This is a genomic window from Neobacillus sp. D3-1R, from assembly GCF_052180215.1.
In the GTDB taxonomy this organism is placed as follows: domain Bacteria; phylum Bacillota; class Bacilli; order Bacillales; family Cytobacillaceae; genus Pseudoneobacillus.
Map to the genome: position 1 here is coordinate 194,050 of NZ_CP197471.1, position 25,590 is coordinate 219,639.

General features: G+C 38.3%; 18 protein-coding genes. 17 read left to right on the forward strand and 1 reads right to left on the reverse strand.

Going from position 1 to position 25,590, the window contains the following annotated elements:
• The first annotated feature begins 42 nt into the window (after positions 1-42).
• The 16 genes from ACSBPO_RS00925 (at position 43) to ACSBPO_RS01000 (ending at position 23,706) form a co-directional block, all read left to right on the forward strand.
• Positions 43-2,289: a sensor domain-containing protein gene (locus ACSBPO_RS00925; protein WP_442597875.1), complete on the forward strand. Its 2,247-nt coding sequence runs from the start codon at positions 43-45 to the stop codon at positions 2,287-2,289.
• Positions 2,290-2,653: 364 nt separating this feature from the next.
• Positions 2,654-3,703, forward strand: coding sequence for an N-acetyl-gamma-glutamyl-phosphate reductase (gene argC, locus ACSBPO_RS00930; RefSeq protein ID WP_442597877.1), 1,050 nt, complete (start codon positions 2,654-2,656; stop codon positions 3,701-3,703).
• Positions 3,704-3,934: 231 nt separating this feature from the next.
• Positions 3,935-5,161 (forward strand): bifunctional ornithine acetyltransferase/N-acetylglutamate synthase, encoded by a 1,227-nt coding sequence (gene argJ, locus ACSBPO_RS00935; RefSeq protein ID WP_442597879.1) that lies wholly within the window; start codon positions 3,935-3,937, stop codon positions 5,159-5,161.
• Between the two features lie 13 nt (positions 5,162-5,174).
• A complete protein-coding gene (gene argB / locus ACSBPO_RS00940; RefSeq protein ID WP_442597881.1) occupies positions 5,175-5,981 on the forward strand; it encodes an acetylglutamate kinase in 807 nt (268 codons plus the stop codon).
• Positions 5,971-7,158 (forward strand): acetylornithine transaminase, encoded by a 1,188-nt coding sequence (locus tag ACSBPO_RS00945; RefSeq protein WP_442597883.1) that lies wholly within the window; start codon positions 5,971-5,973, stop codon positions 7,156-7,158. The genes argB and ACSBPO_RS00945 overlap by 11 nt, the downstream gene beginning before the upstream one ends.
• A gap of 18 nt (positions 7,159-7,176) precedes the next feature.
• Positions 7,177-8,250: a carbamoyl phosphate synthase small subunit gene (locus ACSBPO_RS00950; protein WP_442597884.1), complete on the forward strand. Its 1,074-nt coding sequence runs from the start codon at positions 7,177-7,179 to the stop codon at positions 8,248-8,250.
• Entirely contained in the window at positions 8,237-11,461 is a 3,225-nt protein-coding gene (gene carB / locus ACSBPO_RS00955; RefSeq protein ID WP_442597886.1) for a carbamoyl-phosphate synthase (glutamine-hydrolyzing) large subunit, read from the forward strand. Before ACSBPO_RS00950 ends, carB begins: the two co-directional genes overlap by 14 nt.
• Before the next feature lie 2 nt (positions 11,462-11,463).
• Positions 11,464-12,441 carry an ornithine carbamoyltransferase gene (gene argF, locus ACSBPO_RS00960; protein ID WP_442597888.1) on the forward strand — a complete coding sequence of 326 codons (978 nt, stop codon included), beginning with the start codon at positions 11,464-11,466 and terminating at the stop codon, positions 12,439-12,441.
• A 91-nt stretch (positions 12,442-12,532) separates the two neighbouring features.
• Complete coding sequence (locus ACSBPO_RS00965) at positions 12,533-13,756, forward strand: argininosuccinate synthase (RefSeq protein ID WP_442597890.1); 1,224 nt, start codon at positions 12,533-12,535, stop codon at positions 13,754-13,756.
• Positions 13,757-14,254: 498 nt separating this feature from the next.
• Positions 14,255-15,634, forward strand: coding sequence for an argininosuccinate lyase (gene argH, locus ACSBPO_RS00970; protein WP_442597892.1), 1,380 nt, complete (start codon positions 14,255-14,257; stop codon positions 15,632-15,634).
• A gap of 86 nt (positions 15,635-15,720) precedes the next feature.
• Positions 15,721-15,933, forward strand: coding sequence for a hypothetical protein (locus tag ACSBPO_RS00975; RefSeq protein WP_442597894.1), 213 nt, complete (start codon positions 15,721-15,723; stop codon positions 15,931-15,933).
• Between the two features lie 192 nt (positions 15,934-16,125).
• A complete protein-coding gene (locus tag ACSBPO_RS00980) occupies positions 16,126-18,864 on the forward strand; it encodes a dynamin family protein (protein ID WP_442597896.1) in 2,739 nt (912 codons plus the stop codon).
• Positions 18,865-18,968: 104 nt separating this feature from the next.
• On the forward strand, positions 18,969-21,188 hold the full coding sequence (locus tag ACSBPO_RS00985; protein WP_442597898.1) for a CapA family protein: 2,220 nt from the start codon (positions 18,969-18,971) through the stop codon (positions 21,186-21,188).
• A 163-nt stretch (positions 21,189-21,351) separates the two neighbouring features.
• Positions 21,352-22,188 (forward strand): basic amino acid ABC transporter substrate-binding protein, encoded by an 837-nt coding sequence (locus ACSBPO_RS00990; RefSeq protein WP_442597900.1) that lies wholly within the window; start codon positions 21,352-21,354, stop codon positions 22,186-22,188.
• Between the two features lie 142 nt (positions 22,189-22,330).
• On the forward strand, positions 22,331-22,987 hold the full coding sequence (locus tag ACSBPO_RS00995; protein WP_442597902.1) for an amino acid ABC transporter permease: 657 nt from the start codon (positions 22,331-22,333) through the stop codon (positions 22,985-22,987).
• Entirely contained in the window at positions 22,984-23,706 is a 723-nt protein-coding gene (locus tag ACSBPO_RS01000; RefSeq protein WP_442597904.1) for an amino acid ABC transporter ATP-binding protein, read from the forward strand. Before ACSBPO_RS00995 ends, ACSBPO_RS01000 begins: the two co-directional genes overlap by 4 nt.
• 60 nt (positions 23,707-23,766) lie before the next feature.
• Here the strand turns inward: ACSBPO_RS01000 and ACSBPO_RS01005 are convergent, their stop codons facing one another.
• Entirely contained in the window at positions 23,767-24,021 is a 255-nt protein-coding gene (locus ACSBPO_RS01005) for a hypothetical protein (RefSeq protein WP_442597906.1), read from the reverse strand.
• A 91-nt stretch (positions 24,022-24,112) separates the two neighbouring features.
• Between ACSBPO_RS01005 and pepV the strand changes: the two genes are divergently transcribed.
• A complete protein-coding gene (pepV, locus tag ACSBPO_RS01010) occupies positions 24,113-25,537 on the forward strand; it encodes a dipeptidase PepV (RefSeq protein ID WP_442600279.1) in 1,425 nt (474 codons plus the stop codon).
• The last annotated feature ends 53 nt before the right edge of the window (positions 25,538-25,590 follow it).

Genomic DNA, 25,590 nt, shown 5'->3' on the forward strand with positions numbered 1-25,590 from the left:
TAAGTAGAATCAAAGTGTAGATAACCATGAGGAGATTAAACTTTGAAACAAATTAATGATAAAACCTATAAACGTAAATGGATCACTGTTTTTGCCCTATTAGCTATCGTGGAAATATTAGACAAGATTATATCTATTGTGTTTCCGATAGAGGGAACAATGAAATTAATTATAGATACTATTTTTCTAGTTTTAACGATGGGAATCATCTTTTGGATGCTTCGGGGACTGGACCAAACTGCGAGAGAACTAGAGAAGAATAAACAGAGATTGAAAAATATCTTTGATACATTAGACGTCGCGATTTGGTCTCATGATTTGAAATCTAACACTCTATTAATTACATCCGGTATTGAAAAACTCTATGGATATTCTTCAGAGGAATTTTACGCAGATCATTCCCTTTGGAAAAAAGTCATTCACCCTGAGGATGTTCCTGTTCTATTTGAGAGGGAACAAAATTTTTTAAGAGGTCAGGCTGCAACAAGTGTTTACCGAATTATTCGTCCTGATGGTGAGGTAAGATGGATACAGGATCGTGGCATACCCATCCTGGATTCTCGTAGGCAAATTATTGATTTTACTAGTGTCTTATTTGATATTACTGATCGAAAAGAAAGTGAAGATCGCTATCGAAGTTTAGTAGAAATGTCACCTGATTTTATTGCCGTATATAGCCGAGGGAAAATAGATTATATCAATGAAGCGGGATGTAAGCTATTTGGTGCAACGAAGCTAGAAGAGATGATTGGTCTACCGATTTCTCGATTTGTACCTCAAAATATTTTAGAACAAATTAAAACGGTAGATTTAGCTGTAGATGAGGAATCTACAGAGATTGTAAGATACGAATTCCAAACCTTGCAGCTTGATGGGAAAAGTATAGAGGTAGAGATGTCTGCAATGCCTATTTTTTATGAAGGAAGATTGGCCAAGCAGGTTGTCGGAAGAGATATCTCTCAACGGAAAAAGGCAGAAAAAACAATTGAATATATGGCTTATTTTGATGCCCTTACTGGATTGCCAAATCGTAATAGATTTAGACAGTATTTAAACAAAGTATTAATGGAAAATAAGGATCAGATGCAAGCGGTATTATTTCTGGATCTGGACCGGTTTAAAATTATAAATGATACTAAAGGCCATACCGTAGGGGACTTAATCTTAAAAAAGGTGGCCAATCGGTTAGAATTTGTGGTCCAAAAGCATGGTATGGTATCTCGCCAAGGCGGAGATGAGTTTATTATTTTGTTAGAGAATATGGATAAGGACCAAGTGACCACTATTGCTCAACAAATCCTTGATGAATTTTCAACTCCTTTAAAACTAGACCATCAAGAATTTTATGTGACGCCAAGTATTGGAGTTAGTATTTATCCAACAGATGGGACTGATGTAGAGACGCTAATAAAGCTCGCTGATACGGCAATGTATTTAGCAAAAGACCTTGGGAAAAATAATTTTCAATTCTATTCATCCCATCTAAATGGACTATCATCACGAAAAATGGAAATGGAACATGGACTAAGAAAAGCGATTGAGCAGGAACAATTAGATTTATTTTATCAACCACAAATGGATTTAAGTACCAGTGAAATGGTCGGAATAGAAGCGTTAATTAGATGGAAACATCCTGAAAAAGGCTTTATTCCACCTTCTGAATTTATTCCGCTTGCTGAAGAAACAGGTTTAATCGTTCCACTAGGAAAATGGATTTTACAAAAAGCCTGTGAGCAGAATAAAGTATGGCAGGACAGCGGGTTGGCCTATGTTCCCATTGCAGTTAATATCTCGGTAAGGCAGCTTCAGGATGAGAACTTTATCGACGGAGTGAAGGAAGTATTAAATCGAGTAGGACTTCAACCATCACTTTTAGAGTTAGAAATCACCGAAAGCATCATGCAAAACATTGAAAAGTCGACCGTTATTTTGAATCAATTAAAGGAATTAGGAGTTAAAATCTCCATAGATGACTTTGGAACAGGATACTCTTCCTTAAGTTACTTAAGACATCTTCCAATTGATAATATAAAAATTGATAAATCGTTTGTCGACGATATTATCGACCACTCCAATCAAGGGTCCATCGTTAAGACGATTATTGATATGGGGCATAACTTAAATTTTAATGTTATAGCCGAAGGGATCGAAAACGAAGAACAAGTATCATTCTTAAGAGAAAATGCATGTAAAATTGGTCAGGGATACTTTTACAGCAAACCCCTCCCAGCTGAACAAATTCAAAACTTCATCCATCATATAAACAAAAAAAGAATTCCTATAGCTTAGGAATTCTTTTTTTATACAAGCTCATTTTTAAAAGATTATGTTTAAAAATGTTTTTTTAATCGTTGACTGGAGCGGAAGGTGCGAGACTCCTGCGGGAACAGCGGGACAGGTAAGACCCCACAGGCGCTTTTGCGCCGAGGAGGCTTACCGCCCGCCCCGCGGAAAGCGAGCATCCTGGAGTGGAAGTCAACACTACTCTAATATCTACAATGTTTATGAAACATTCTTATACAAAAAATGAATATTTATATATATGTATGAATAAGTATTTAAAAATTATGGTTAAAGTAATTATTTTTTTATAAATATATTGTATATTTATAAAATTGAAAGTATAATAATTCAGAAATTAGCATTTATAGGAGTGAGAATGGAAATGAAAGTGGCGATAATTGGGGGTACAGGATATAGCTCTATTGAGCTTATGAGATTATTACATAAGCATCCATTTGTAGAACTGACAATGATCATCTCCAACTCACAAGCTGGAAGTAATCTTCAAGATATATACCCTCATATTACTAACATCATAGAACAACCCTTACAAACATTAGACCCAAAAACAATTAGTGAGCATGCTGACCTTGTTTTTTTAGCCACTCCATCGGGGATTAGTAAAGATCTTGTACCGGAGTTGTTAAAGTATGAATTAAAATGCATAGACCTTTCAGGTGATTTTCGCCTTCGTTCACAAGAGAACTATGAACATTGGTATAAACATACAGCAGCGGATAATGAATATTTACAGCAAGCTACATACGGATTAAGTGAAATGTATGAAGAAAACATTAAGGATTCTAAGCTTATAGCGAATCCAGGCTGTTATCCAACGGCAACCTTATTAGGTTTAATCCCTGCCATTAAAAATAGATTAGTAGACCCAAAATCGATCATTATTGATGCAAAATCAGGTGTTTCTGGTGCGGGAAGAGGGGTTTCACTCAGTACCCATTTTTCAGAAGTAAATGAGAACTTAAAGGCTTATAAAATGGGATCGCACCAACATATCCCGGAAATTGAGCAAATTTTAGGGGATGAGGCTGGAACGCTTACACCTGTCACTTTCACTACCCATTTAGTGCCGATGACAAGGGGAATTATGTGCACCATTCATGCTAATCTGCATGAATCTGTAAATACAGGTGAAATCATAAAGATATACAAAGAATTTTATCAGGACCAACCGTTTGTCCGAGTACGAGAGGAAGGTCATTTTCCAACTACGAAAGAGGTTCTGGGAAGTAATTTTTGCGATATAGGTGTTCATTCTGATGCGCGGACAGGTAGGTTAACGATCATTTCTGTTATAGATAATTTGGTAAAAGGGGCAGCGGGTCAAGCGATTCAAAACCTGAATCTTATGAATGGCTGGGATGTCAGAACGGGACTTTTAGATATACCAGTTTATCCGTAAAGAGAAAGCTAGTTTGCAGCAGTGGGTGCTGCTTTATATGGGTCGAATTTGACTAGGAATCTATTTATCAACCGATTTTCGATATTTATCAACCGAAAAAGAGAATTTATCAACCAAAATTGGAATTTTATCAACCACTCTAAAAAATTATCAACCGCACAAAGCCTATTGGAAGGAATCAGAAACAATAAAAAGCAAGGTGAATAATCAAATTTAAAGGGGAAATGTGTCATGCAAGTGATGTCCGAAGAAAAAATCATTGTTATAAAGGAAGGCAGTGTGACAACACCTAAAGGCTTCTCAGCCGGTGGAATGCACTGTGGCATTAAAAGAAAAAGATTGGATCTTGGCTATATTTATTCAGATGTGCCTGCAACAGCAGCAGGAGTTTATACAACCAATTTATTTCAAGCGGCTCCTTTAATGGTAACGCAAAAAAGCATTCAAGTAGAAAAGAAGATTCAGGCGATTCTAGTAAACTCAGGAAATGCCAATGCATGTACCGGGGACCAAGGAATACAAGATGCCTACACCATGCAAAGTGAATTTGCCAAGACACTAGGGATTAAGGAGCATTATGTGGCGGTTACTTCTACTGGGGTCATCGGAGTTCAATTGCCGATTGAAAAAATTTCGAATGGTGTGCAGCAAATTTTACAACCCGAAAACAGTGGCGCACATTTATTTGAGCAGGCAATCCTTACGACGGATACAGGTGTGAAAAATATCGCCGTACAACTAGAGATAGATGGGCAGTTGATTAGTATTGGCGGAGCGGCAAAAGGCTCTGGAATGATCCATCCGAATATGGCAACGATGCTCGGATTCGTGACGACAGATGTCAATATTGATTACGAAGATTTATGGAATGCACTGAAACAAGTAACGAACCAAACCTTTAATATGATTACCGTTGATGGAGATACAAGTACGAATGATATGGTTTTAGTGATGGCGAACGGTCAAGCCAATAATGAAAAGTTAACAAGCGATCATCCGGGCTGGGGATTATTTTTAGATGGGTTACAGGTTGTTTGTGAGTCATTAGCCAAACAAATTGCCCGTGACGGAGAAGGGGCAACAAAGCTAGTGGAGATTCAAGTGAAAGGGGCACCAACCACTGAAGCCGCTCGAGCAGTTGGGAAAGCAATCATTTCTTCTAACCTAGTAAAAACAGCGATTTATGGAACAGATCCGAACTGGGGAAGAATTGTCTGTGCAATAGGTTACAGTGGGGTAACGCTGGATCCGAATCTTGTTAGCGTAGCAATCGGACCCTATCAAGTGGTTGAAAAAGGGCTGCCAGCGCCTATGAGTGAAGAAGAAGTAAAGCAGTATTTAGAGCAGGAAAACATTCATATTTTTGTGGATTTAAATGCCGGAGATCAGCAAGCAACAGCTTGGGGATGTGACCTTTCCTATGACTACGTAAGAATTAATGCTTCCTACCGGACATAAGGGGGAACGAGGGATGAAATATATTGTTGTGAAGCTTGGAGGGAGTACGTTGGAACAACTCCCACCTACTTTTTATAAAAATATCGTGGAATTACATCAATCGAAAGAGTGGTCCCCCATCATTGTCCATGGTGGCGGTCCGTTAATTTCTTCCTTACTAAAATCGCTCCAGATAGAGACGCAATTTATTAATGGGCTACGTGTAACCGATCAAAATGTATTAGACATTGTTGAAATGGTGTTAAGTGGTTCGGTTAATAAACAAATTGTTCGTCATCTAATCTCAGCAAAAGGAAATGCTTTTGGGATAAGTGGAGTAGATGGCGGATTATTGAATTCTCAACCGGTTGAAGGGGCAAAGGAACTTGGATTTGTCGGTGAAGTGGTCGATGTCAATACGGATATGATTAAGGAAATCATTCAGAAAGGCTATATCCCTGTTATTTCTCCCATTGGGATAGATGAGAACGGCCAGCGCTATAACATTAACGGGGACATTGCGGCATCTGCGATTGCAAGTGCGTTAGGAGCAAATCTCTGCTTAATAAGTGATATTCCAGGAATCTATATTGAAAAAGACAATATAAAACACACTCTTAAAAATATAACTAAAGCAGAAGTGGAAGCCATGATAGAAGATGGGCAAATTTTTGGAGGAATGATTCCAAAAGTAAAAGCGGCAATCGATGGTCTTGTCCATGATGTACCTGAAGTGTCCATTATTAACGGCTTAGAAGTAGATAGCTTGATAGCGTATTGTAACGGTGAAGAAATCGGAACAAAAATTGTACTAAATAAGGAGAGTTCATATGTCAAATAGTCCATCCATATCAGAGTTGTCACCGCTCATGTCCAATTATGGCCGCTTTCCTGTCACGTTGGTTAAAGGAAAAGGGAGTTGTGTTTGGGACGATAAAGGGAATCAATATTTAGATTTCACCTCTGGGATTGCTACCTGTAATCTTGGTCATGTTCCAGACTCGGTAAAAGAAAAGCTAATGGAACAATTGGATAATCTGTGGCATTGCTCGAACCTATATCATATTCCTTCGCAGCAAGAGCTAGCAGCTTTATTAGTTGAAAATACATTTGGTGATCAAGTTTTCTTTTGTAATAGTGGAGCAGAGGCAAATGAAGCGGCAATTAAATTGGCTAGAAGATATGCCCAAAAAGTCAAAGGAACTGAAAGCTATGAAGTTGTTACTTTTCAGCAATCCTTCCATGGAAGAACATTAGCGACCTTATCCGCAACAGGGCAAGAAAAAATTCAACAAGGCTTTCTGCCATTAATGCCAGGGTTCCGCTACCTTCCATATAATGATTTGGCTGCATTAGAGGAGCTTTGTTCAGATAAAACCTGTGCCGTTTTGCTTGAATTAGTGCAAGGGGAAGGCGGAGTCATTCCAGCGGAACTAGAGTGGGTTCAGCAGTTAGAAAAGATCTGTAAAGAAAACGGGATTTTATTAATGATAGATGAGATTCAAACGGGGATGGGAAGAACAGGATCCTTATTTGCCTATGAACAATACGGAATTGAGCCTGATGTGATTAGTATTGCGAAGGGCCTGGGATCTGGTTTTCCAATAGGAGCGATTATTGCGAAAGCGGAAGTAGCTAAAGCGTTTGATCCAGGAAGCCACGGTAGTACTTTCGGGGGGAATCCATTAGCTACAACTGCAGGGCTAGCAACCGTTCAGCACATTTTATCTACTAATCTATTAGAAAAAGTAAATGAGCTAGCCGAGACGTTTGATACGCAACTTCATCAATTAAAGGATAAATATTCGATTATTTCTGATATACGAGGTAAGGGACTATTAAAAGGAATGGTTGTCCAAGGAAAAGCCATGGACATTGTGAAAAAAGCGATGGAATATAATGTTTTAACCTTGACGGCGGGTCCGGATGTCGTTCGTATCTTACCGCCTTTAACAGCCACTAAAGAGGAAATGTTAGAGTTTTTTGTTGTATTGGAAAAGGTTTTACAAGATTTCTAGAGAGTTGGAGTGAATAACTTGGAACAAGGATATTTGATACTGGAGACGGGTGAGGTTTTCGAGGGAACTTTAATCGGTAAGATAAAGGAGTCCTTTGGAGAAGTCGTTTTTAACACAAGCATGACTGGATATCAAGAAATTATGACAGACCCATCCTATGCCGGACAAATGATTACCTTCTGTTATCCGATTATCGGAAACTATGGAATTAATCAACTAGACGATGAAGGAATCAATCCTTTTTTATCAGGAGTGATTATTAGCGATTTATGTGAAACCCCAAGCCACTATCAAGCCATTCAAAGCTTTTCGGAAAAATTAGAGACGATTGGTGTACCAGGAATTGCTGGAGTGGATACGCGGTTATTGGTGAAAACGATTCGTGCCCGAGGAACGGTTAAGGGAGTGATCAGTAAGAAAAAGGTATATGAGAATGCCCCAGTCCAGGACGCTTTCTGGGTAGAAAAAGTTTCAACGAAGAAATATCTTACGTATAAAAATAATGGTCCACATGTTGTATTAGTAGACTATGGTTATAAAAAATCGATTTTGAATGCCTTATTGGCAGAAGGCTGTTCTGTTACCGTTGTCCCTTTTAATACGACATTGCAGCAAGTAAAAGCATTACGTCCTGATGGAGTTCTTTTAAGTAATGGCCCTGGGGACCCAATGGATTTACAGCCTTGGTTTTTAGAGATTAAAAAAATTTCCCAGCATTATCCTACACTAGGAATATGTCTTGGTCACCAATTACTAGCTCTAGCGTATGGAGCGAAAACGGAAAAATTAGCTTACGGTCATCGCGGCGGTAATCATCCAGTAAAGGAGCTATTTACCGGGAAAGTGAAAATGACCGCTCAAAATCATGGTTATGTAGTCGTAGATGACAGTATCAATAAAAATATCTTTCAAGTAACCTATCGAAATGTGAATGACCATTCGATTGAAGGATTAAGACATGTGCATCTGCCCATACAATCCGTACAATTCCATCCTGAAGCTCATCCCGGTCCGAGCGATACGGTTCATATTTTAAAAGACTTTGTCACGAGATTAACTTCTACAGGAGAGGTGCACTATGCCGCTACGTAAAGATTTAAAAAAAGTATTAGTCATCGGTTCAGGACCAATTGTGATCGGGCAAGCTGCAGAATTTGACTATGCGGGAACGCAGGCCTGTATTGCCTTGAAAGAGGAAGGCATTGAAGTCATCCTCATTAACAGCAATCCGGCCACGATTATGACGGATGAAACGATAGCCGATAAGGTTTATATTGAACCACTTACATTGTCATCTATTGAGGAAATCATCATAAAAGAAAAACCAGACGGATTGATTGGTACTCTTGGGGGGCAAACGGGATTAAATTTAACGGTTCAGCTCCATGAGCAAAAAATCTTAGAAAAATATCAAGTGGAGCTTTTAGGAACATCGGTTGAATCCATTCAAAATGGAGAAGACCGTGAGAAGTTTCGTAATCTAATGCTTGAAATAGGTGAACCGATTCCCGAATCGATGATTATCCAAAGTATCGAAGAAGGATTTGAATTTGTTCAAAAAATTGGATTTCCTGTCATCATTCGCCCCGCCTATACACTTGGTGGAGATGGTGGTGGATTTGCTTACAATGAGGAAGACCTCGAGATTGGGTTAAAAAAAGGTCTCGCGGCAAGCCCGATACATCAGGTGTTAGTAGAAAGAAGTATTAAAGGCTGGAAAGAAATCGAATATGAAGTCATGCGTGATGCCAACGATACATGTATCATCGTTTGTAACATGGAAAACATGGACCCGGTCGGTGTTCATACAGGTGACTCCATTGTCGTGGCGCCATCGCAAACATTAAATGATGTTCAGTATCAGCTTTTAAGAGATGCTTCTGTAAAGGTCATCAGGGAGCTTGGAATTATTGGCGGCTGCAATATTCAATTTGCCTTACATCCAAACTCAAACCAGTATTATATCATTGAAGTGAATCCAAGGGTAAGTCGTTCCTCGGCACTTGCCTCAAAAGCAACCGGCTATCCGATTGCTAGAATGGCGGCAAAATGCTCCATCGGTTATCATCTGGATGAAATTTTAAATCCCATTACCGGTAATACGTATGCTTCCTTTGAACCAGCGATTGATTATATTGTCGTCAAATTACCGCGTTTCCCATTTGATAAATTTCCTGAGGCAGACAGAACGCTAGGAACCCAAATGAAGGCAACAGGGGAAGTTATGGCCATGGATCGATCGTTTGAAGGAGCTTTAAACAAAGCGATTCGTTCTTTAGAAATGAATAAATTTAGTTTAAGCTCTACTTCTTTACAATCAATCATGATGAAAGAACTAAATGAACTTATAGAAAAAGCCAATGATCTCCGACTTTTTGCATTGGTTGAGGCAATGCTCAGAGGGATTTCAATTGAAGAAATTCATCAAAAAACGGATATAGATCCATGGTTTTTATACAAGATTCATGCCGTGGTGAAGCTAGAACAAGAATTAAGCTCTTTCACATGGGGAAATGTTCCGCAAAAGCTTTTAAAAGAAGCGAAACGAATGAACATCAGTGATCAATTTTTAGCTCATATCTATGCTGTATCAGAAAGTAAGATTCGCAGCAGATGGAAGGATTGGAATTGGAAACCAGGTTATAAAATGGTTGATACTTGTGCAGCAGAATTCGATGCTGTTACACCTTATTATTACTCTACTTGGCAAGGTTCCGATGAGGTAGAACCAACAGATAAGCGCAAGATACTGGTTATTGGTTCAGGACCGATTCGAATTGGGCAAGGAATCGAATTTGATTATTGTTCGGTTCATGCTGCCGAAGCGATTAAGAAAAAAGGAATCGAAGCAATTGTGATTAACAATAATCCTGAAACTGTTAGTACGGACTACTCAATTGCCGACAAGCTTTACTTCGAACCATTGGCTCTAGAAGATGTATTGAATGTCATTGAGAAGGAACAAGTGGAAGCGGTGTTGATTCAGTTTGGCGGACAAACGGCGATAAACTTAGCCGAGGCGTTAGAAGAAGAAGGCGTAAGGATATTAGGAACGACGACTGATTCGATCGACCGATTAGAAGACCGTGAACAATTTTATCAACTATTGAAGGAATTAGATATTCCGCATATTGAAGGGGAAGCAGCAAGTGATAGTCAGCAATTAATCGAAGCTGCTAAGACGATTGGATATCCTGTACTGGTTCGTCCATCCTATGTTATCGGCGGCCAATCGATGTTTACTTTTTACAAAGAAGAGGAGTTAGCTCAATACATCAGTAACCTCGATGCACACGAACAAATGTGGCCGTTATTGGTAGATCGTTATGTCCCTGGTTTGGAATGTGAAATTGATGTGATTAGTGATGGTCAGAATATCGTCATTCCTGGTATTTTTGAACATATTGAAAAAGCAGGAGTTCATTCGGGTGACAGTGTTTCGATTTTTCCACCTGTATCCTTATCCGTGGAGATGAAAGAGACCATTATAGACTATGCGAATCGAATTTCAAAAGCCTTGCCGATTATCGGAATCATGAATATCCAGTATGTCATCCATGAAAATCAAGTGTATGTATTAGAGGTGAATCCAAGGTCATCAAGAACAGTGCCAATCATCAGTAAGGTAACGAGAATTCCGATGATTGAATGGGCAACCAATGTTCAATTAGGTGAAAGTTTAATGGATATTTGTCCAGAGGTAGGACTTTTAAAAGAACCTGCTTATTATTCAGTCAAAGCTCCTATTTTTTCCTCCAGTAAGCTAAAAGGCGTGGACTATTGCTTAGGACCAGAAATGAAGTCCACTGGAGAAGTATTAGGAATTGGTAAAACCTTAGAAGAAGCGTTAGGAAAAGTGTTGTTGATAGAAGGAAGTCACCCACTATTAGAAAAGGATCGTTTCATTTTATGCTCCATTTCAGACCGTGCTAAGGAAGAGAGTCTGCCATATCTTCAGGAACTGTACCAAACTCATGTGAAAATAATCGCCACTGCAGGAACAGCGTTGTTTTTACAAAAATATGGGATTGTCGTTGAAAGTATGGTTGATAATGAACAGCAGGTGAATGAATTACTAAGGAACAATCAAGTATCAGCAATCGTAAATATTGCCACACAAGGACGAAATCAAGAAAAGTTTGGATTCTATCTTCGCGAGCAGGCATTGCGGTATAAAGTACCATGCTTTACACATTTAGATACGTTAAAGGCAATGATCTCTTTAAAAAATGTATCGGTGGATCAGCCAGAGATTTATACGATAAAGGAATTACATCAATCAAAAGAACTTAGTGAGGTGTAGAGATGAGTCATGCGCTAAGCTTTAAAAATACGGCACATTTATTAGACGCTAAATTACAGGGGAAAAGTTTTCTAAGCTTATCCGAATTTCAATCGGAAGAACTATTTTATCTGCTTGATGTGGCAGTAGAATTAAAAAAGCTTCAGAAACAAGGCAAACCGCATCCGTATTTAAGCGGAAAGGTACTTGGAATGATTTTTGAAAAATCGTCCACCCGTACTCGTGTTTCCTTCGAGGTTGGCATGCTTCAGCTTGGAGGTCATGCGATTTTCTTAAGCTCAAAGGATATTCAGTTAGGTAGAGGGGAAAGCATTTCGGACACAGCGAAGGTATTATCTCGATATGTGGATGGATTGATGATTCGTACTTTTGCTCATGATTCAGTAAAGGAATTAGCGGAAAATGCTACGGTACCAGTCATAAACGGTTTAACCGATTTACATCATCCAACTCAAGTAATGGCTGATTTATTAACCATTTTAGAGCACAAAGGGAAATTAACAGGATTAAAAATGTGCTACATTGGTGATGGCAACAATAATATGGCCCATTCGTTAATGGAAGGTGCTGTAAAAGTGGGAATGCATATTAGTGTGGCGAGCCCTAAAGGATATGAGCCGAATGGAGAAATTACCGCAGCTGTCAAAGAAGAAGCAGGTAAAACAGGATGTGTAGTAGAAGTGACAGATGACCCATGGAAAGCAGTGGAGCAGGCGGATGTAGTAGTCACGGACGTATGGACCAGCATGGGGCAAGAGGAAGAAACGTTAAAGCGCCTTGAGGCGTTTCAAGGTTATCAAGTTAATGAGAAGCTTTGTTCGAAGGCAAAAAGTGATTATATCTTCTTACACTGTTTACCGGCACACCGCGGGGAAGAAGTGACTGCAGACATTATTGATGGTCCACATTCGGTTGTTTTTGATGAAGCGGAAAATCGACTGCATGCACAAAAAGCGATTTTAAAAGTATTAATGGGGTAGAATGGACTATTTTTTTTGATAGACAATGCATAAAAATACTTTATAATAAATATTAATGCATACTATTTAAATTAAAGGAGTTAGAACATACATGGCAAAGGAAAAAGTTGTTTTAGCCTACTCAGGCGGTTTAGATACATCTGTTTCAGTAAAGTGGATTCAAGAAAAGTACGGGTATGATGTGATTGCCGTTAGTCTTGATGTCGGCGAAGGGAAAGACTTAAATGCGGTTAAAGATAAAGCCCTAAAGGTAGGGGCGATCAAGTCTTATATGATCGATGCGAAAGAAATGCTAGCAAAGGAATATATCCTTCCTGCCTTGAAAGCAAACTGCTTATACGAAGGAAAGTATCCGATTTCTTCTGCCCTATCACGCCCGCTCATTTCAAAAATCCTTGTTGATATTGCGGAAAAAGAAGGAGCAGCAGCGGTTGCACACGGTTGTACTGGGAAAGGGAATGACCAAGTGCGTTTCGAGGTATCTATCCAGGCGTTAAACCCGAAGTTAAAGGTAGTTGCCCCAGTACGTGAGTGGGGAATGACTCGTGATGAGGAAATTTTATATGCGCAAGAAAATGGGATTCCTATTCCAGTAGATTTAGACAATCCATTTTCGATCGACGCTAATATTTGGGGACGTGCTTGTGAAGCGGGTGTGTTAGAAGACCCGTGGGCTGAAGCACCAGAAGCAGCATTTGACTGGACGAATCCGATACATTTAGCTCCTGAAGAGGCGGAATATGTCGAGATTGAATTTGAAAAAGGTGTACCTATTGGATTAAACGGGGAAAAGGTAGGATTAGTGGATTTGATTGAGGCGCTTAACGAACTTGGCGGTAAGCATGGAGTCGGCCGAATCGATCACATCGAAAATCGACTAGTTGGTATTAAGTCTCGTGAAGTGTATGAAAATCCAGCAGCCTTAATTTTAATTAATGCTCATAAAGAACTGGAATTTTTAACATTACCTCGCGAAGTCACTCAATTCAAAACGCAAATTGACCAACAAATGGCGAAAATGATCTATGACGGATTATGGTATTCTCCATTGAAGGCTGCACTAGATGCATTCGTTGACGAAACACAAAAGGTGGTTTCTGGTACAATCCGCGTCAAGCTGCATAAAGGGAATCATATGGTGGTAGGACGCAAATCAGCTCACAGCCTTTATAATGAAGAGCTTGCTACATATTCAAAGGGGGATGCCTTTGATCATAATGCTGCAGTAGGCTTCATTAAATTATGGGGATTAACCACAAAGGTATACTCCGAAGTGAACCAAAAGGTGGAAGAAGCTGTAGTAGAGAAGGCGTAATAGGTTGGGAATCGGGGGAGCTGCTTCATGTAGGAGTGGCTCTCTAGATTTTTTAGTACGATTGTTGGTGGTTTTTAGCAAAAATTGAGTGGCTTGGAACAAAAAGAGCGGTGTTTCTGATGGAAATTGAAGCATTTAGAGTGGTTAAGTGCGGATTAGTTAGGGGAAATGAAGAGATTTCCATGGGATATGCTCGACTTCTCGGGGAAATGCTCGAGTTAAAAAATATATGCTCGACTTTTCGGGAGAAATGCTCGAGTTATAAAATATATGCTCGACTTTTCGGGAGAAATGCTCGAGTTGAAAAATATATGCTCGACTTTTCGGGAGAAATGCTCGAGTTAAAAAATAAATGCTCGACTTCTCGGGGGAAATGCTCGAGTTTAAAAAAATATACTCGACTCTTCAGGGGAAATGCCTCAAATTTCGAAAAAATATACTCATCTTCCTCAATAAACACCATTTAATAATAATTCTTTTATACAGGAGGTACTCACCATGTCAAAATTATGGGGTGGCCGTTTTACGAAGGAGACGAACAAGCTTGTCGAAGAGTTTACGGCTTCAATTTCTTTTGATCAAAAATTGGCCATTGAAGATATAGATGGAAGCTTAGCTCATGTTCATATGCTTGGAGCGTGCCAAATTATCCCACTTGAGGATGTTGAAAAAATAAAAGAAGGACTCAATGAAATTAAGGTATCCGTCCTTAAAGGAGAAGTAGAATTTTTAGTAGAGCATGAAGACATTCATATGAATGTGGAAAAGCTATTGATTGAAAAAATTGGTCCCGTCGGTGGAAAGCTGCATACAGGGCGCTCCCGAAATGATCAGGTTGCCACAGATATGCATCTTTATTTGCGAAATAAAACGATTGAGCTAATTCAACTAGTGAAAGAAGTACAACAAGCAATCCTTTCTCAAGCAAAGGAAAACATTGAAACGTTAATCCCGGGATATACGCACTTACAACGTGCCCAGCCTGTGTCGTTTGCCCATCACTTAATGGCCTATTTTTGGATGTTTGAGCGTGATAAGGAACGACTGCAAGATAGCTTAAAAAGAGTGAATTGGCTGCCACTTGGAGCAGGTGCACTAGCGGGGACAACATTTCCAATCAATCGCCAGTTGGTGGCTGAACAATTGGGCTTTAACACTGTTTACCCAAATAGTATGGATGCCGTGAGCGATCGCGACTTTATCCTTGAATTTCTATCAATTGGATCCATTATCATGACGCATATTTCTAGACTATCGGAAGAGATGGTAATATGGTCCAGCCAGGAGTTTCAATTCATTGAGTTAGATGATTCTTTCTGTACAGGTTCATCGATCATGCCGCAGAAGAAAAATCCAGATGTACCAGAGCTCCTTCGTGCCAAAACAGGTCGCACCTATGGAAATCTGATTGGGCTATTAACCGTGTTAAAAGGGTTACCACTAGCCTACAACAAAGACATGCAGGAAGATAAAGAAGGCATGTTCGATACAGTGGAGACATTAGAAGGTTCCCTTCAGCTTTTAGCTCCAATGATTGAAACAATGACCGTGAAAAAAGATGTGATGCGTAAGGCGCTAAATCAAGACTTTTCGAATGCAACAGATATAGCTGATTATTTAGTAACGAAGGGCTTGCCATTCCGTGATGCTCATGAAGTCATTGGAAAAATCGTTTTATACTCTATCCAACATAACAAGTTTTTATTAGATTTAAGCATAGAAGAATATCAGCAATTTAGTTCCTTATTTGAAAAAGATATATTTGTCATTCTCTCACCTGAACATGTGGTTTCAGCTAGAAATAGCTACGGTGGAACATCCCCTGCACAAGTTAAAGAACAAATAAATCTAGCGGATGATAAATTAGCTAATTCTTAAAGAAAAGTCGGCCAAAACGGTCGGCTTTTTACATATTTATGACCTCCTAGGAAAACATAATGATGTGATAATGAGGAGGTTTTGATATGAGCATTTTTGATAAAAAAAATGAAGAAAATTCCTTAGAAACGATTCTTGAAAATTCAGTTGAAATAGAAGAGGATTTAATGCGTACCTATTTGATTACAGCTGAGCGAATTCATGATAATGAAGAATTGAAAGACCGTCTAGAAAACTTTGCTGAGGGAAATGCAAAAAGAACAAAACAATTAATAGACGAAATTAATAAACAAAAATAGGATTAGCCTTTATTAGGTTAATTCTTTTTTTATTTTTGAAAAAAATTTATCTATCTACACAAAAAACAGCTTGGATTCGAATAAGTATATAAAGGTATGTCTTTTTTGAGACAGCTTTATTAAAAAAGGTTTATCACGAAAAAGAAAAGGGATTATTCCATATGTATAAGAGTAAAGTCGGGGGGAGATAGAATGTCCGAAGAACAACTCAATAATAAGAGATATTACGAGCAGTTTTTGTCCGAGAATGAAGTAGCCCACCCTATAAGAGTTCTTGGTGAGGCTTTTATGACGGAACAAAAAAATGAAATACCCGATCTGAATGCTATTCGGTTTGCACAGGGTGAGCTTTATTATCATCACAAAGATTTAGAAACAGCGATTTTTAAATGGGAAAATATCCATAATGAATTGGAGCCCTGGGCTAAGAAAAATATGGCCGATGCCTATTATGAATTGGAGCTACATAAAACCGCCGAAGATATTTATAAAGCCATCATCTCCGATTCAGTCATTTTAAATACCGAAATTGGTTTACAATTATTTTCTCTTTATATTGTTCAAAACCACTTAGACGCTGCTTTTAAAGTGATTAAAAAAGTAGTCGACTTAAATCCAGATTATCCAAACGTCACGGAAATAGCTCGAGACTTTTTTGAAGAACAAAAGGATTGGAAAAGTGCGGTTGAGCTTGTGGCGAGTGAGGCTAAACGAACTGGGTACCTGCATTGGTTTGATTTTTTAAATGACTATGTAAAAAATGGTTATACGAAAGAGATTGAGCCATTGTTTTTCATTGATGTCCTATCGTCCTTATACGAAGTTGATACGAATCGTTTTCAAGAGCTCATCATGAATCTCATGAATAGCTATAAAAAAGACCCTGCTATTTATTATTTATGGGTTCAGACGATGAATGAACTGTTTACGAATTTAGAGCCTAAATCGTTAAAACCTCTTGAGCCACTTTTTAAGGATTCGTATTTCCAATTAATGAAGGGCCAATATTTTATCCGCGAATTAAAAGAAATCATCCCTGCCTTCCTGTCAAATTGGATCCAATTCACTGGGTCAGCGGTTGCGTCAGCTGCTATTTTGGCTTGGAATGAGATTTTTCCTGCAAGTTTAAATGCTGCTGCGTTAAATGAAGCGGAGAATCGTGTATACCAAACACAACGGGAAAATGTTTCGCTTGATGAAGTGATTCAACTCTTTGATGCGATACTGGAATGGGCGGATGGCGTTGACATTCAAATTGGGCATCGAATCAAATGGGTGATAAATGAGCTAGTAGATTTTAAAAAGCATCATTTATTAGTAGCTGAAATGAACGGAAATGGGAAGTCTGCTTTCATTAATTTTATCTTAGAAGATAATGTTTCAAGAGCTCAAACGTCAACAGCCGTTATGTATAAATATAAGCGAGACATTGAAATGAATGAAATGACAGATGCAAACATTCGCTCAATAGAAGATATAACAGATTTCCATTCTCGCAGTACGATTCACCGTCAAACTAAAGAGGGCAGAGCGGTTATTGAATGTAAGTATCCATGTCCGTTTTTATTTAAAAACAAACTGGCGATCATTGACACCCCAGGTTTTAGCGGCAATCATTTTAATCGTGAAGAAGTCATGCATTATTTACATGCAGCGGATAGCATGTTCTTTTTACTAAATGGTCACGCACCATTAATGGAAAAAGAGATCGAAATTTTATTAAAAATTCGCGAACAAATGCCGGATTTAAACATTCATTTCATCCTAAAATTAGATAAACTTCAAAATGAAACTAGTTTAGTGAATGAAACAAAGCTGAAGGTAAAAGCATATTTCCCAAATGCGGAAGTACTTCCTTTTTCAACTGAACGCAATCAGGCAGAGCAAGAACGTGACTTACAAATTTTTATTGAAACGTATGTGAGTCATGCGCCAAATGAGATCAACCGCACAGAAAAATGTTTATATTTTATCCGCCATGCGATAACCAATTTACTCGAAAAAAGAGTGGAAGCAGAGAATAATCTTGTTAACTCCATTGCTTTCAAGGACCAAATGCTGGCGAAGCTAAACGGTGCCATCCATCAGCTCGGAGACATGGAGCATGATAAAATCCGTGAAATACAAAAGCTTTTTGTTAATCAAAAAGAGGAGTTAAAAGAAGAGCTTCATGCGAATATTCCCCAAATCATTCGCAGCTGCTCAGATATAATCACAGAAGAAAGTGATTACGGAAAGCTTCATGTACTCTTGAATGATGAAATGAATAAACGAATTGAAGATTATTTTAAAAACAATGTACTGCCAACGGTCTATCATTCACTAAAGGATTGGATTGTGTATTCTGAAGAAGAGCTGAATGAAAGCCAAACATTCCTGAATGAGATGAGTGAAGGATTTAACCGTTTATTTAACGAAGAGCGTATGGAATTAGCTTGTGATTTTAAGCTTCTAGATGATTGGCGAAGAGATGCTGATCGTTTAACAAGCGGGGTTACAATCGACAAAGTCAATATTTTACTCAAATTTACTCCGGCACAGCTTTTGTTAAAAGGTGCAGGAAAACTATTGAGTACACTTCAACAAAACAAATCGATTCTTTATCATAAGTACAAGAATTTTGTGGAAAATGAAGATTACGAAGATGTAACCAATTCCATCATCACAAAGTTTATGATGCAATTTGATTTGTTTGAAAAGTCTCTAGAGCGTGATTTAAAAATATTCTTTAAAAATCCATTTAGCATTTTGCAAGAGACATATGATGAAACTGAAAACCAAAAAATGCTTCATGAAGAATCTTTAACAAAAATGAGAGAAAATCCAGAAAGATTCCATGACCCGTTAGCTCTTTTTGAGCTTCAATTAAGACAATATGAATGGATGATGGTAGCCAGCAACAACCCTTCCTTCACTTATTCAGAAAAATAAAATGGTAAATCTAGTAAAATTTTCGGTGTCGAACTCCTGTTTTCGACACCTTTTTCATTTTCCTCCTATTAAAATGGTCTCATAGATTAGAAGGGGGAAAGACATTGCTTAGAAATTTAAAGCTGCTAGTGGTTTTATTCATCTTTACGTTGAGTTCTCTTTTTCCTTACCATGAGGCGAAGGCCAAATCTAGTGACCTAATGGTAGGACTTGATAAAGAAATCCAACAGTATATAAAGCCTTGGCAAGGAAATATTACAGTGCACTACAAAAATTTAATATCAAATGTAGGCTATTCTTTAAATAGTCAGGAAGCTGTTAGGGCTGCTAGTACCATTAAACTACCGCTAGCATTATATGTTATGAAACTAGCAGAGAGTGGAAAGATTAATTTAAAAGAAAAACTTACCTATCAAGAGTATCATTATTATGGTGGTAGTGGGGTTATTCAAAATAGTAAAGTAGGAACACAATATACGATTGAAGAGCTTGTAGAAAAGGCAATGGTCTATAGTGATAACATTGCTTTTATCATGTTAAAAGAAAAGATTGGGCAGAATGCCTTTATCCAGTTTATGAAAGATTTAGGCGGGATGTATACCTATCCACAGGGGAAGAATCTTACATCAGCCTACGACCTATCTCTTTATGCTAAAAATCTATATCAATATTCACAGAAGAGTACATATGGAAAGAAACTAGTAGAATACCTGAAACATACCATCTATAACACTACCATTCCTAAAGGAATCAGCGGTTTAGAAATCGCTCATAAGGTAGGAATGATTCCGAATGAACAGATTTATAATGATATAGCGATTGTGTATGCGAAGCAGCCTTATACATTAGCCGTAACGACAAAGAATTTGCCCTATGAAAAATCACAGCAAGTCATTGCCAAAATTGCATCGATTGTGAATCAGTATCATCAAAACCAAATGAATAGCTCTAGCCCAACGAAACAACCATCAACAGTCAGTACAGAGCAATTTTTTAAAACAAAAGAAGAAGTAACCATATATGATAATTCAACAGGGAAGTTAGTCCCGATTGGCGAAATGAATGCGAATCAAGTATTTACTAGAATACGTGATTATGGGAATTGGCATGAAATAGCGGTTGGAAACCGCAAAGGTTATGTATGGGAAAAGTCAACAACACTTCTTAAAGAAGCAAATAATGTTCTATTTAAGAAGGAAACATCCCTTGGAAAAATAACGCTTAATATGGATGCAACGATTTATGATAATAGCACGAAAACCTTAATTCCTATTGCAACCGTTTTAAAGGGTCAAACAATCGAGTACACGCAAAAGTTTGGCAATTGGTATGGAGTTATCCTAGGTGAACGTAAAGGATATATTCATAAAAAAGCGGTCACAGAGGTAGATGAATCCATCCGCTTAACCTTTGCAGGCGATGCCATGATGGATTGGTCGATTAAAAATACGATTAAACAAAAAGGGGTAGATTACCCATTTCTTCAGGTGAAAAAAGAGGTTAGCAAAAGTGATTTAGCAGTGGTGAATCTTGAAACAGCCATTACCACTACAGCGAATAAATATCCTAAGGAATATAATTTTAAATCAGCTCCAGCTTCGTTGACGGGGTTGAAAAATGCTGGTTTTGACCTTGTTTCCATAGCTAATAACCACAGCATGGACTATCAGACAGTCGGACTTAAGGACACTTTATCTTTTTTAAAAAAATATAAGCTAGACTATGTTGGCGGGGGGCTAAATGCTTCAGAAGCCTATGCTGCAAAAACGTATAAAATAAAGGGCAAAACGATTAAACTATTGGCTTTTTCACGGGTATTGCCAAGTCAAAGCTGGGTTGCTACCTCGTCAAGACCTGGTCTTGTAAATGGCTATGATCTATCTTTAGTGACGAAGGCGATTTCAAAAGAAAAGAAGAACGCAGATTTTGTGTTTGTTTATATCCACTGGGGTGTGGAAACCAATCGTAAGCCTGAACTTTTTCAACAGCAATGGGCAAAAAGTATGATCAATGCGGGTGCAGATGGGGTCATAGGAAGTCATCCTCATGTACTTCAAGGGTTTGAGTATTATAAAGGGAAACCGATTGCCTATTCATTAGGGAACTTTTTATTTCCTGATTACGTGAAAGGTGATAAAGCGCAAACGGCTATCTTACATTTAGATATAAACGGTACTACTATTGGAATGACGATTAGCCCATACAAGATTTATAAGGACCAAATTATCACACAAACTGAAAAAGAGAAGCAGTCCGTGTGGAAGGACCTTGAGCTTCTTTCCTACGGCAATATCAAAATACGGAACGGAAAATTATTATATTAGTTTCATCCCAAAGGCAGCTGCTGGCGATTTTAGTCATAGGCTGCTTTTTTTATTAAAAATATAAGCCATTCCCCTGTTTAAATGCTTAAAAATCAGTTATAGATTGGAAAACGGAATCATATAATTGGACAATATTACTATTTAAAAAAACAGGGGGAAGGGTATGAAAAAAATATCATTTTTATCGGTCATGATTTTGACAATCTTTACACTAATTTTATCAGCGTGTGGGACGAGTAAGGAGAATACAGAGGAAGGGAAAAACGGCTCCGGTGATGAGAGCAAGAAAACCATAAGAGTCGTTACAGATGCTGCTTATGCCCCTTTTGAATACATGGATAAAGACAAGATTGTGGGCTTTGATGCTGATTTTATTAAAGCTGTTGCAAAAGAAGCAGGCTATCAAATGGAACTTGTTCACGTTGGATGGGATCCGATTTTCGTTGAAATTGAAGGAAAGTTAGCGGATGTTGCCATTTCATCTATCACGATAAACGATGAACGCAAACAATCCTATGACTTCTCCCTTCCTTATTTTCTCTCAACCAATAAGATTCTAGTTCCAAAAGGCAGTGACATTAAGAGTGCAGAAGATTTAAAAGATAAAGTAGTTGCCGTTCAAAATGGCACGACAGGACAAGAGGTGGTAGAAGCGCTTCTTGGTAAAAACAATAAAAATATAAAAAAGTTTGAGAATAATAATTTAGCAATCTTAGAATTAACAAGCGGTGGAGCAGATGCGGTGGTAGCTGATAATGGTGTTGTGGAAGCCTATGCGGCGAATAATCCTGATCAAAAGCTAGAGGTATTAACAGATAGCGGTACCTTCTCTGCTGAATTTTACGGGCTCATGTTTCCAAAAGGAAGCGAATTAAAAGCTGATTTCGATAAGGCGATTAAAAAGGTTTTTGAAGATGGAACATATACAAAGATTTATAAAGAATGGTTTGGTCAGGAGCCGGATTTAGAAACCATTCAAGCCGAGCAAGAGAAACAATAGAGATTTTGACAAGATTTCATATGAAAGCAGTTTGTTGATTGGGAGCAGAAATCTACATTCTAGTTTGAAAATAGAGCCTTAGAAAAATGAAATTGCGTATATCTAGCCATAGACATACGCAATTTTTCATAGGGGGTAAAATATGAACTTTCGCTTTGACATCATTATCGAATATGCACCGTTTTTGTTGAAGGGAACGTTACTGACAATAGGCCTGTCATTCGCAGGGATTGTCATAGGAACAGTGTTAGGGTTATTTATTGGTTTAGGAAATATGATGAAAAATAGACTTTTAGCATTGCCCTTTAAATGGTATATAACCTTTTTCCGTGGTACACCATTACTGGTTCAGATTCTTCTCATTCATTTTGGTGTTGTTACTTTCTTTATAGACGGGACAAATGCAATCGCAGCTGCAATCATTGCTTTATCACTAAATGCAGCAGCTTATATTGCTGAAATTTTCCGAGCAGGAATTCAATCAATTAATAAAGGTCAGATGGAAGCTGCCCGTTCATTAGGAATGACGCATGTACAAGCGATGAGATATGTTATCCTACCACAGGCGTTTAAAAGAATGATACCGCCACTAGGAAACGAGTTTATTGTGTTAATCAAGGATTCTTCGTTAGCCTCTATCGTGGTTGCACCAGAGTTGATGTATTGGGTACGTAATATTCAAGGTCAATATTTTCGTGTTTGGGAGCCATATGTAACAGCGGCGGTTATTTATCTGATATTAACGTTGACTTTAAGCTACGTTTTAAATCGACTTGAAAAGAGGCTGACAACAGAATGATTATCGTACAAAATCTTAAAAAGTCCTTTGGCCATCATGAAGTTTTAAAAGATATTAATGTATCCATTCAGCCGCAAGAGGTGGTTGTGGTAATCGGCCCATCAGGTTCAGGTAAATCGACTTTTTTACGATGTATCAATCAGCTTGAAATCATTACAAATGGCCATATTTTTATCGAAGGATTAGATATCGCAGATAAAAATACGGATATCAATAAGGTGAGAACGGAAGTCGGTATGGTGTTCCAGCACTTTCACTTGTTCCCGCACATGACTGTCCTAGAAAATATTATGCTTGCTCCATTAAAGGTTCGTAAGGTATCTGTTGAAACAAGTAAAGATAAGGGAATGCAATTGTTAAAGAAGGTTGGTTTAGAGGACAAGGCTAATGTTTATCCAAGCTCGTTATCAGGTGGACAAAAACAGCGAGTGGCCATCGCAAGAGCACTGGCAATGGAACCGAAGATCATGTTATTTGATGAACCGACCTCCGCACTGGACCCTGAAATGGTAGGAGAGGTTCTTGAGGTTATGAAGCAATTGGCTAAAGAGGGAATGACGATGGTTGTGGTTACCCATGAAATGGGCTTCGCACGTGAAGTTGGCGATCGGGTTATTTTCATGGATAGCGGTTATATTGTCGAAGAAAATGAACCGAAGCAATTGTTTGAATACCCTCAGCATAATCGAACAAAAGCTTTTTTAAGTAAGGTTTTATAGATGGAATGAGAAAGAAAGGACAAGGCATATTCATGACCATGTCCTTTCTCAGTTTCTAGGCTAGCACTCTCGTACAAAAACAGATAGTCCAAATACACCTAATCTTTCTTCAAATACTTTAGTAAAGTCATTTTCTAAAAGACATTCTTTTGCACAGGCGTAAATTTCTCCTGTTCTAAGGAAACGGTTGCATGGGTCAGCGCTTCCGATTACAGTTGCCTCGACAATAGTACGTGGAGAATGTGGATGAAGAGGGTTTCGTTGCCATAGAATCGTTACAACATCAGGCGGTCTAGGAATAGATACATTACTCATTAGTATCACCTCTTTTCTAAATGAGCTAAAATAGTAAATGCAGGGATCAGACAAGTTGTTTGTTTGATTGACTAGAAAAATGAAAAATGAGGTGAAGGTATTGGTTAATTGGTTGGATGAGGTAATAAAACGAAAAGATGTTTTACTTGATGATTTAAAAGGTTTATTAAGAATTGAAAGCATTAAGGACTTAAGCAGTAAAACCGAGACAAGTCCAATGGGAAGAAATGTAGCAGAAGCTTTAGATTTTATGTTGGATCTATCGGAGAACTCAGGTTTTAATACCAAGAACTTAGATGGCTATGCAGGATACCTTGAATATAAAAATAATGAACAAAGTGACGAATATGTTGGAGTGTTATGTCATGTTGACGTAGTGCCTGCTACAGGTGTTTGGACTACTCCTCCTTTTGAACCAACCATTCGTGAAGGGAAACTTTTCGCAAGAGGGGCGATTGATGATAAAGGTCCAACGATGGCTGCCTTTTATGGCTTGAAAATCGTAAAAGAGCTTGGCCTACCTTTAAAAAATAATGTTCGCATCATCTTTGGCACGGATGAGGAGAGTGGCATGAGCTGCATGAAGCATTATCAAGATGTAGAAAAGATGCCAGCACTTGGTTTCGCTCCAGATGCGGTTTTCCCTATGATTAATGCCGAAAAAGGTCAATTGAATATAAAACTATCGTTGAAGGATGAACAAAAGAATGAAGATGCTCCATTAAGAGTTGTTTCGTTTAAATCGGGTAGTCGTGTAAACATGGTTCCTGAAAGTGCTACTGTTATTTTAGAAGGGGAGTTTGAGGCATTAGCCCAGAATTTTGAAGTATTCTGTCATGAAAATCAACTTCGGTATGAACATAATGTCCATGGAAATCAATTGGAGCTTACTCTGTTCGGCGTCTCTGCTCATGGAATGGAACCTCATAAAGGACAAAATGCAGGGACGACGCTGGCACAGTTTTTGTCTAACTACTCATTTAAAGATAGTGCAAACCCATTTTTCTCCTTATTAGCTCTATTACATGAAGATTTTAATGGTGTGAAGCTGGGGGTTGAATTCTCCGATTCCATTACAGGTCCACTAACAGTAAACCCAGGAATTTTATCTTATGAACAAGACGGAGAAGGAACGGTATATTTAAATGTTCGTTGTCCGGTAACGACTGATTACGAAGAGACGAAGAAAAAGCTAATTAAAAAGATCGAAGGTACCGGATTTGTAGTAGCGGAGATTCGTGAGTCACAACCACATCATGTTGATGCAGAAGAACCGATGATCAAAATATTACAAAAGGTATACCAAGAAGAAACGAATCAGGAACCTACTCTGTTATCAACAGGTGGAGCAACGTATGCAAAATTTATGGAAAAAGGTGTAGCCTTCGGTGCATGTTTCCCTGGAAAAGAAATGACAGCCCATCAAAAAGATGAGTACATCGAAATAGATGACTTACTAAAAGCAACAGCAATATATGCGCGCGCTATCTACGAACTAGGTAACCTAGAACTATAAAAAAAGTCAAAAACACTTCAACACATTAAAGCGGCGGGGGTCAGACCCCCGCC

Coding starts and splice junctions, on each gene's coding strand:
- argJ (WP_442597879.1), top strand. CDS start 3,935: ATGCAAGTGATGTCCGAAGAAAAAATCATTGTTATAAAGGAAGGCAGT.
- argB (WP_442597881.1), top strand. CDS start 5,175: ATGAAATATATTGTTGTGAAGCTTGGAGGGAGTACGTTGGAACAACTC.
- ACSBPO_RS00945 (WP_442597883.1), top strand. CDS start 5,971: ATGTCAAATAGTCCATCCATATCAGAGTTGTCACCGCTCATGTCCAAT.
- carB (WP_442597886.1), top strand. CDS start 8,237: ATGCCGCTACGTAAAGATTTAAAAAAAGTATTAGTCATCGGTTCAGGA.
- argF (WP_442597888.1), top strand. CDS start 11,464: ATGAGTCATGCGCTAAGCTTTAAAAATACGGCACATTTATTAGACGCT.
- ACSBPO_RS00965 (WP_442597890.1), top strand. CDS start 12,533: ATGGCAAAGGAAAAAGTTGTTTTAGCCTACTCAGGCGGTTTAGATACA.
- argH (WP_442597892.1), top strand. CDS start 14,255: ATGTCAAAATTATGGGGTGGCCGTTTTACGAAGGAGACGAACAAGCTT.
- ACSBPO_RS00975 (WP_442597894.1), top strand. CDS start 15,721: ATGAGCATTTTTGATAAAAAAAATGAAGAAAATTCCTTAGAAACGATT.
- ACSBPO_RS00980 (WP_442597896.1), top strand. CDS start 16,126: ATGTCCGAAGAACAACTCAATAATAAGAGATATTACGAGCAGTTTTTG.
- ACSBPO_RS00990 (WP_442597900.1), top strand. CDS start 21,352: ATGAAAAAAATATCATTTTTATCGGTCATGATTTTGACAATCTTTACA.
- ACSBPO_RS00995 (WP_442597902.1), top strand. CDS start 22,331: ATGAACTTTCGCTTTGACATCATTATCGAATATGCACCGTTTTTGTTG.
- ACSBPO_RS01000 (WP_442597904.1), top strand. CDS start 22,984: ATGATTATCGTACAAAATCTTAAAAAGTCCTTTGGCCATCATGAAGTT.
- ACSBPO_RS01005 (WP_442597906.1), bottom strand. CDS start 24,021: ATGAGTAATGTATCTATTCCTAGACCGCCTGATGTTGTAACGATTCTA.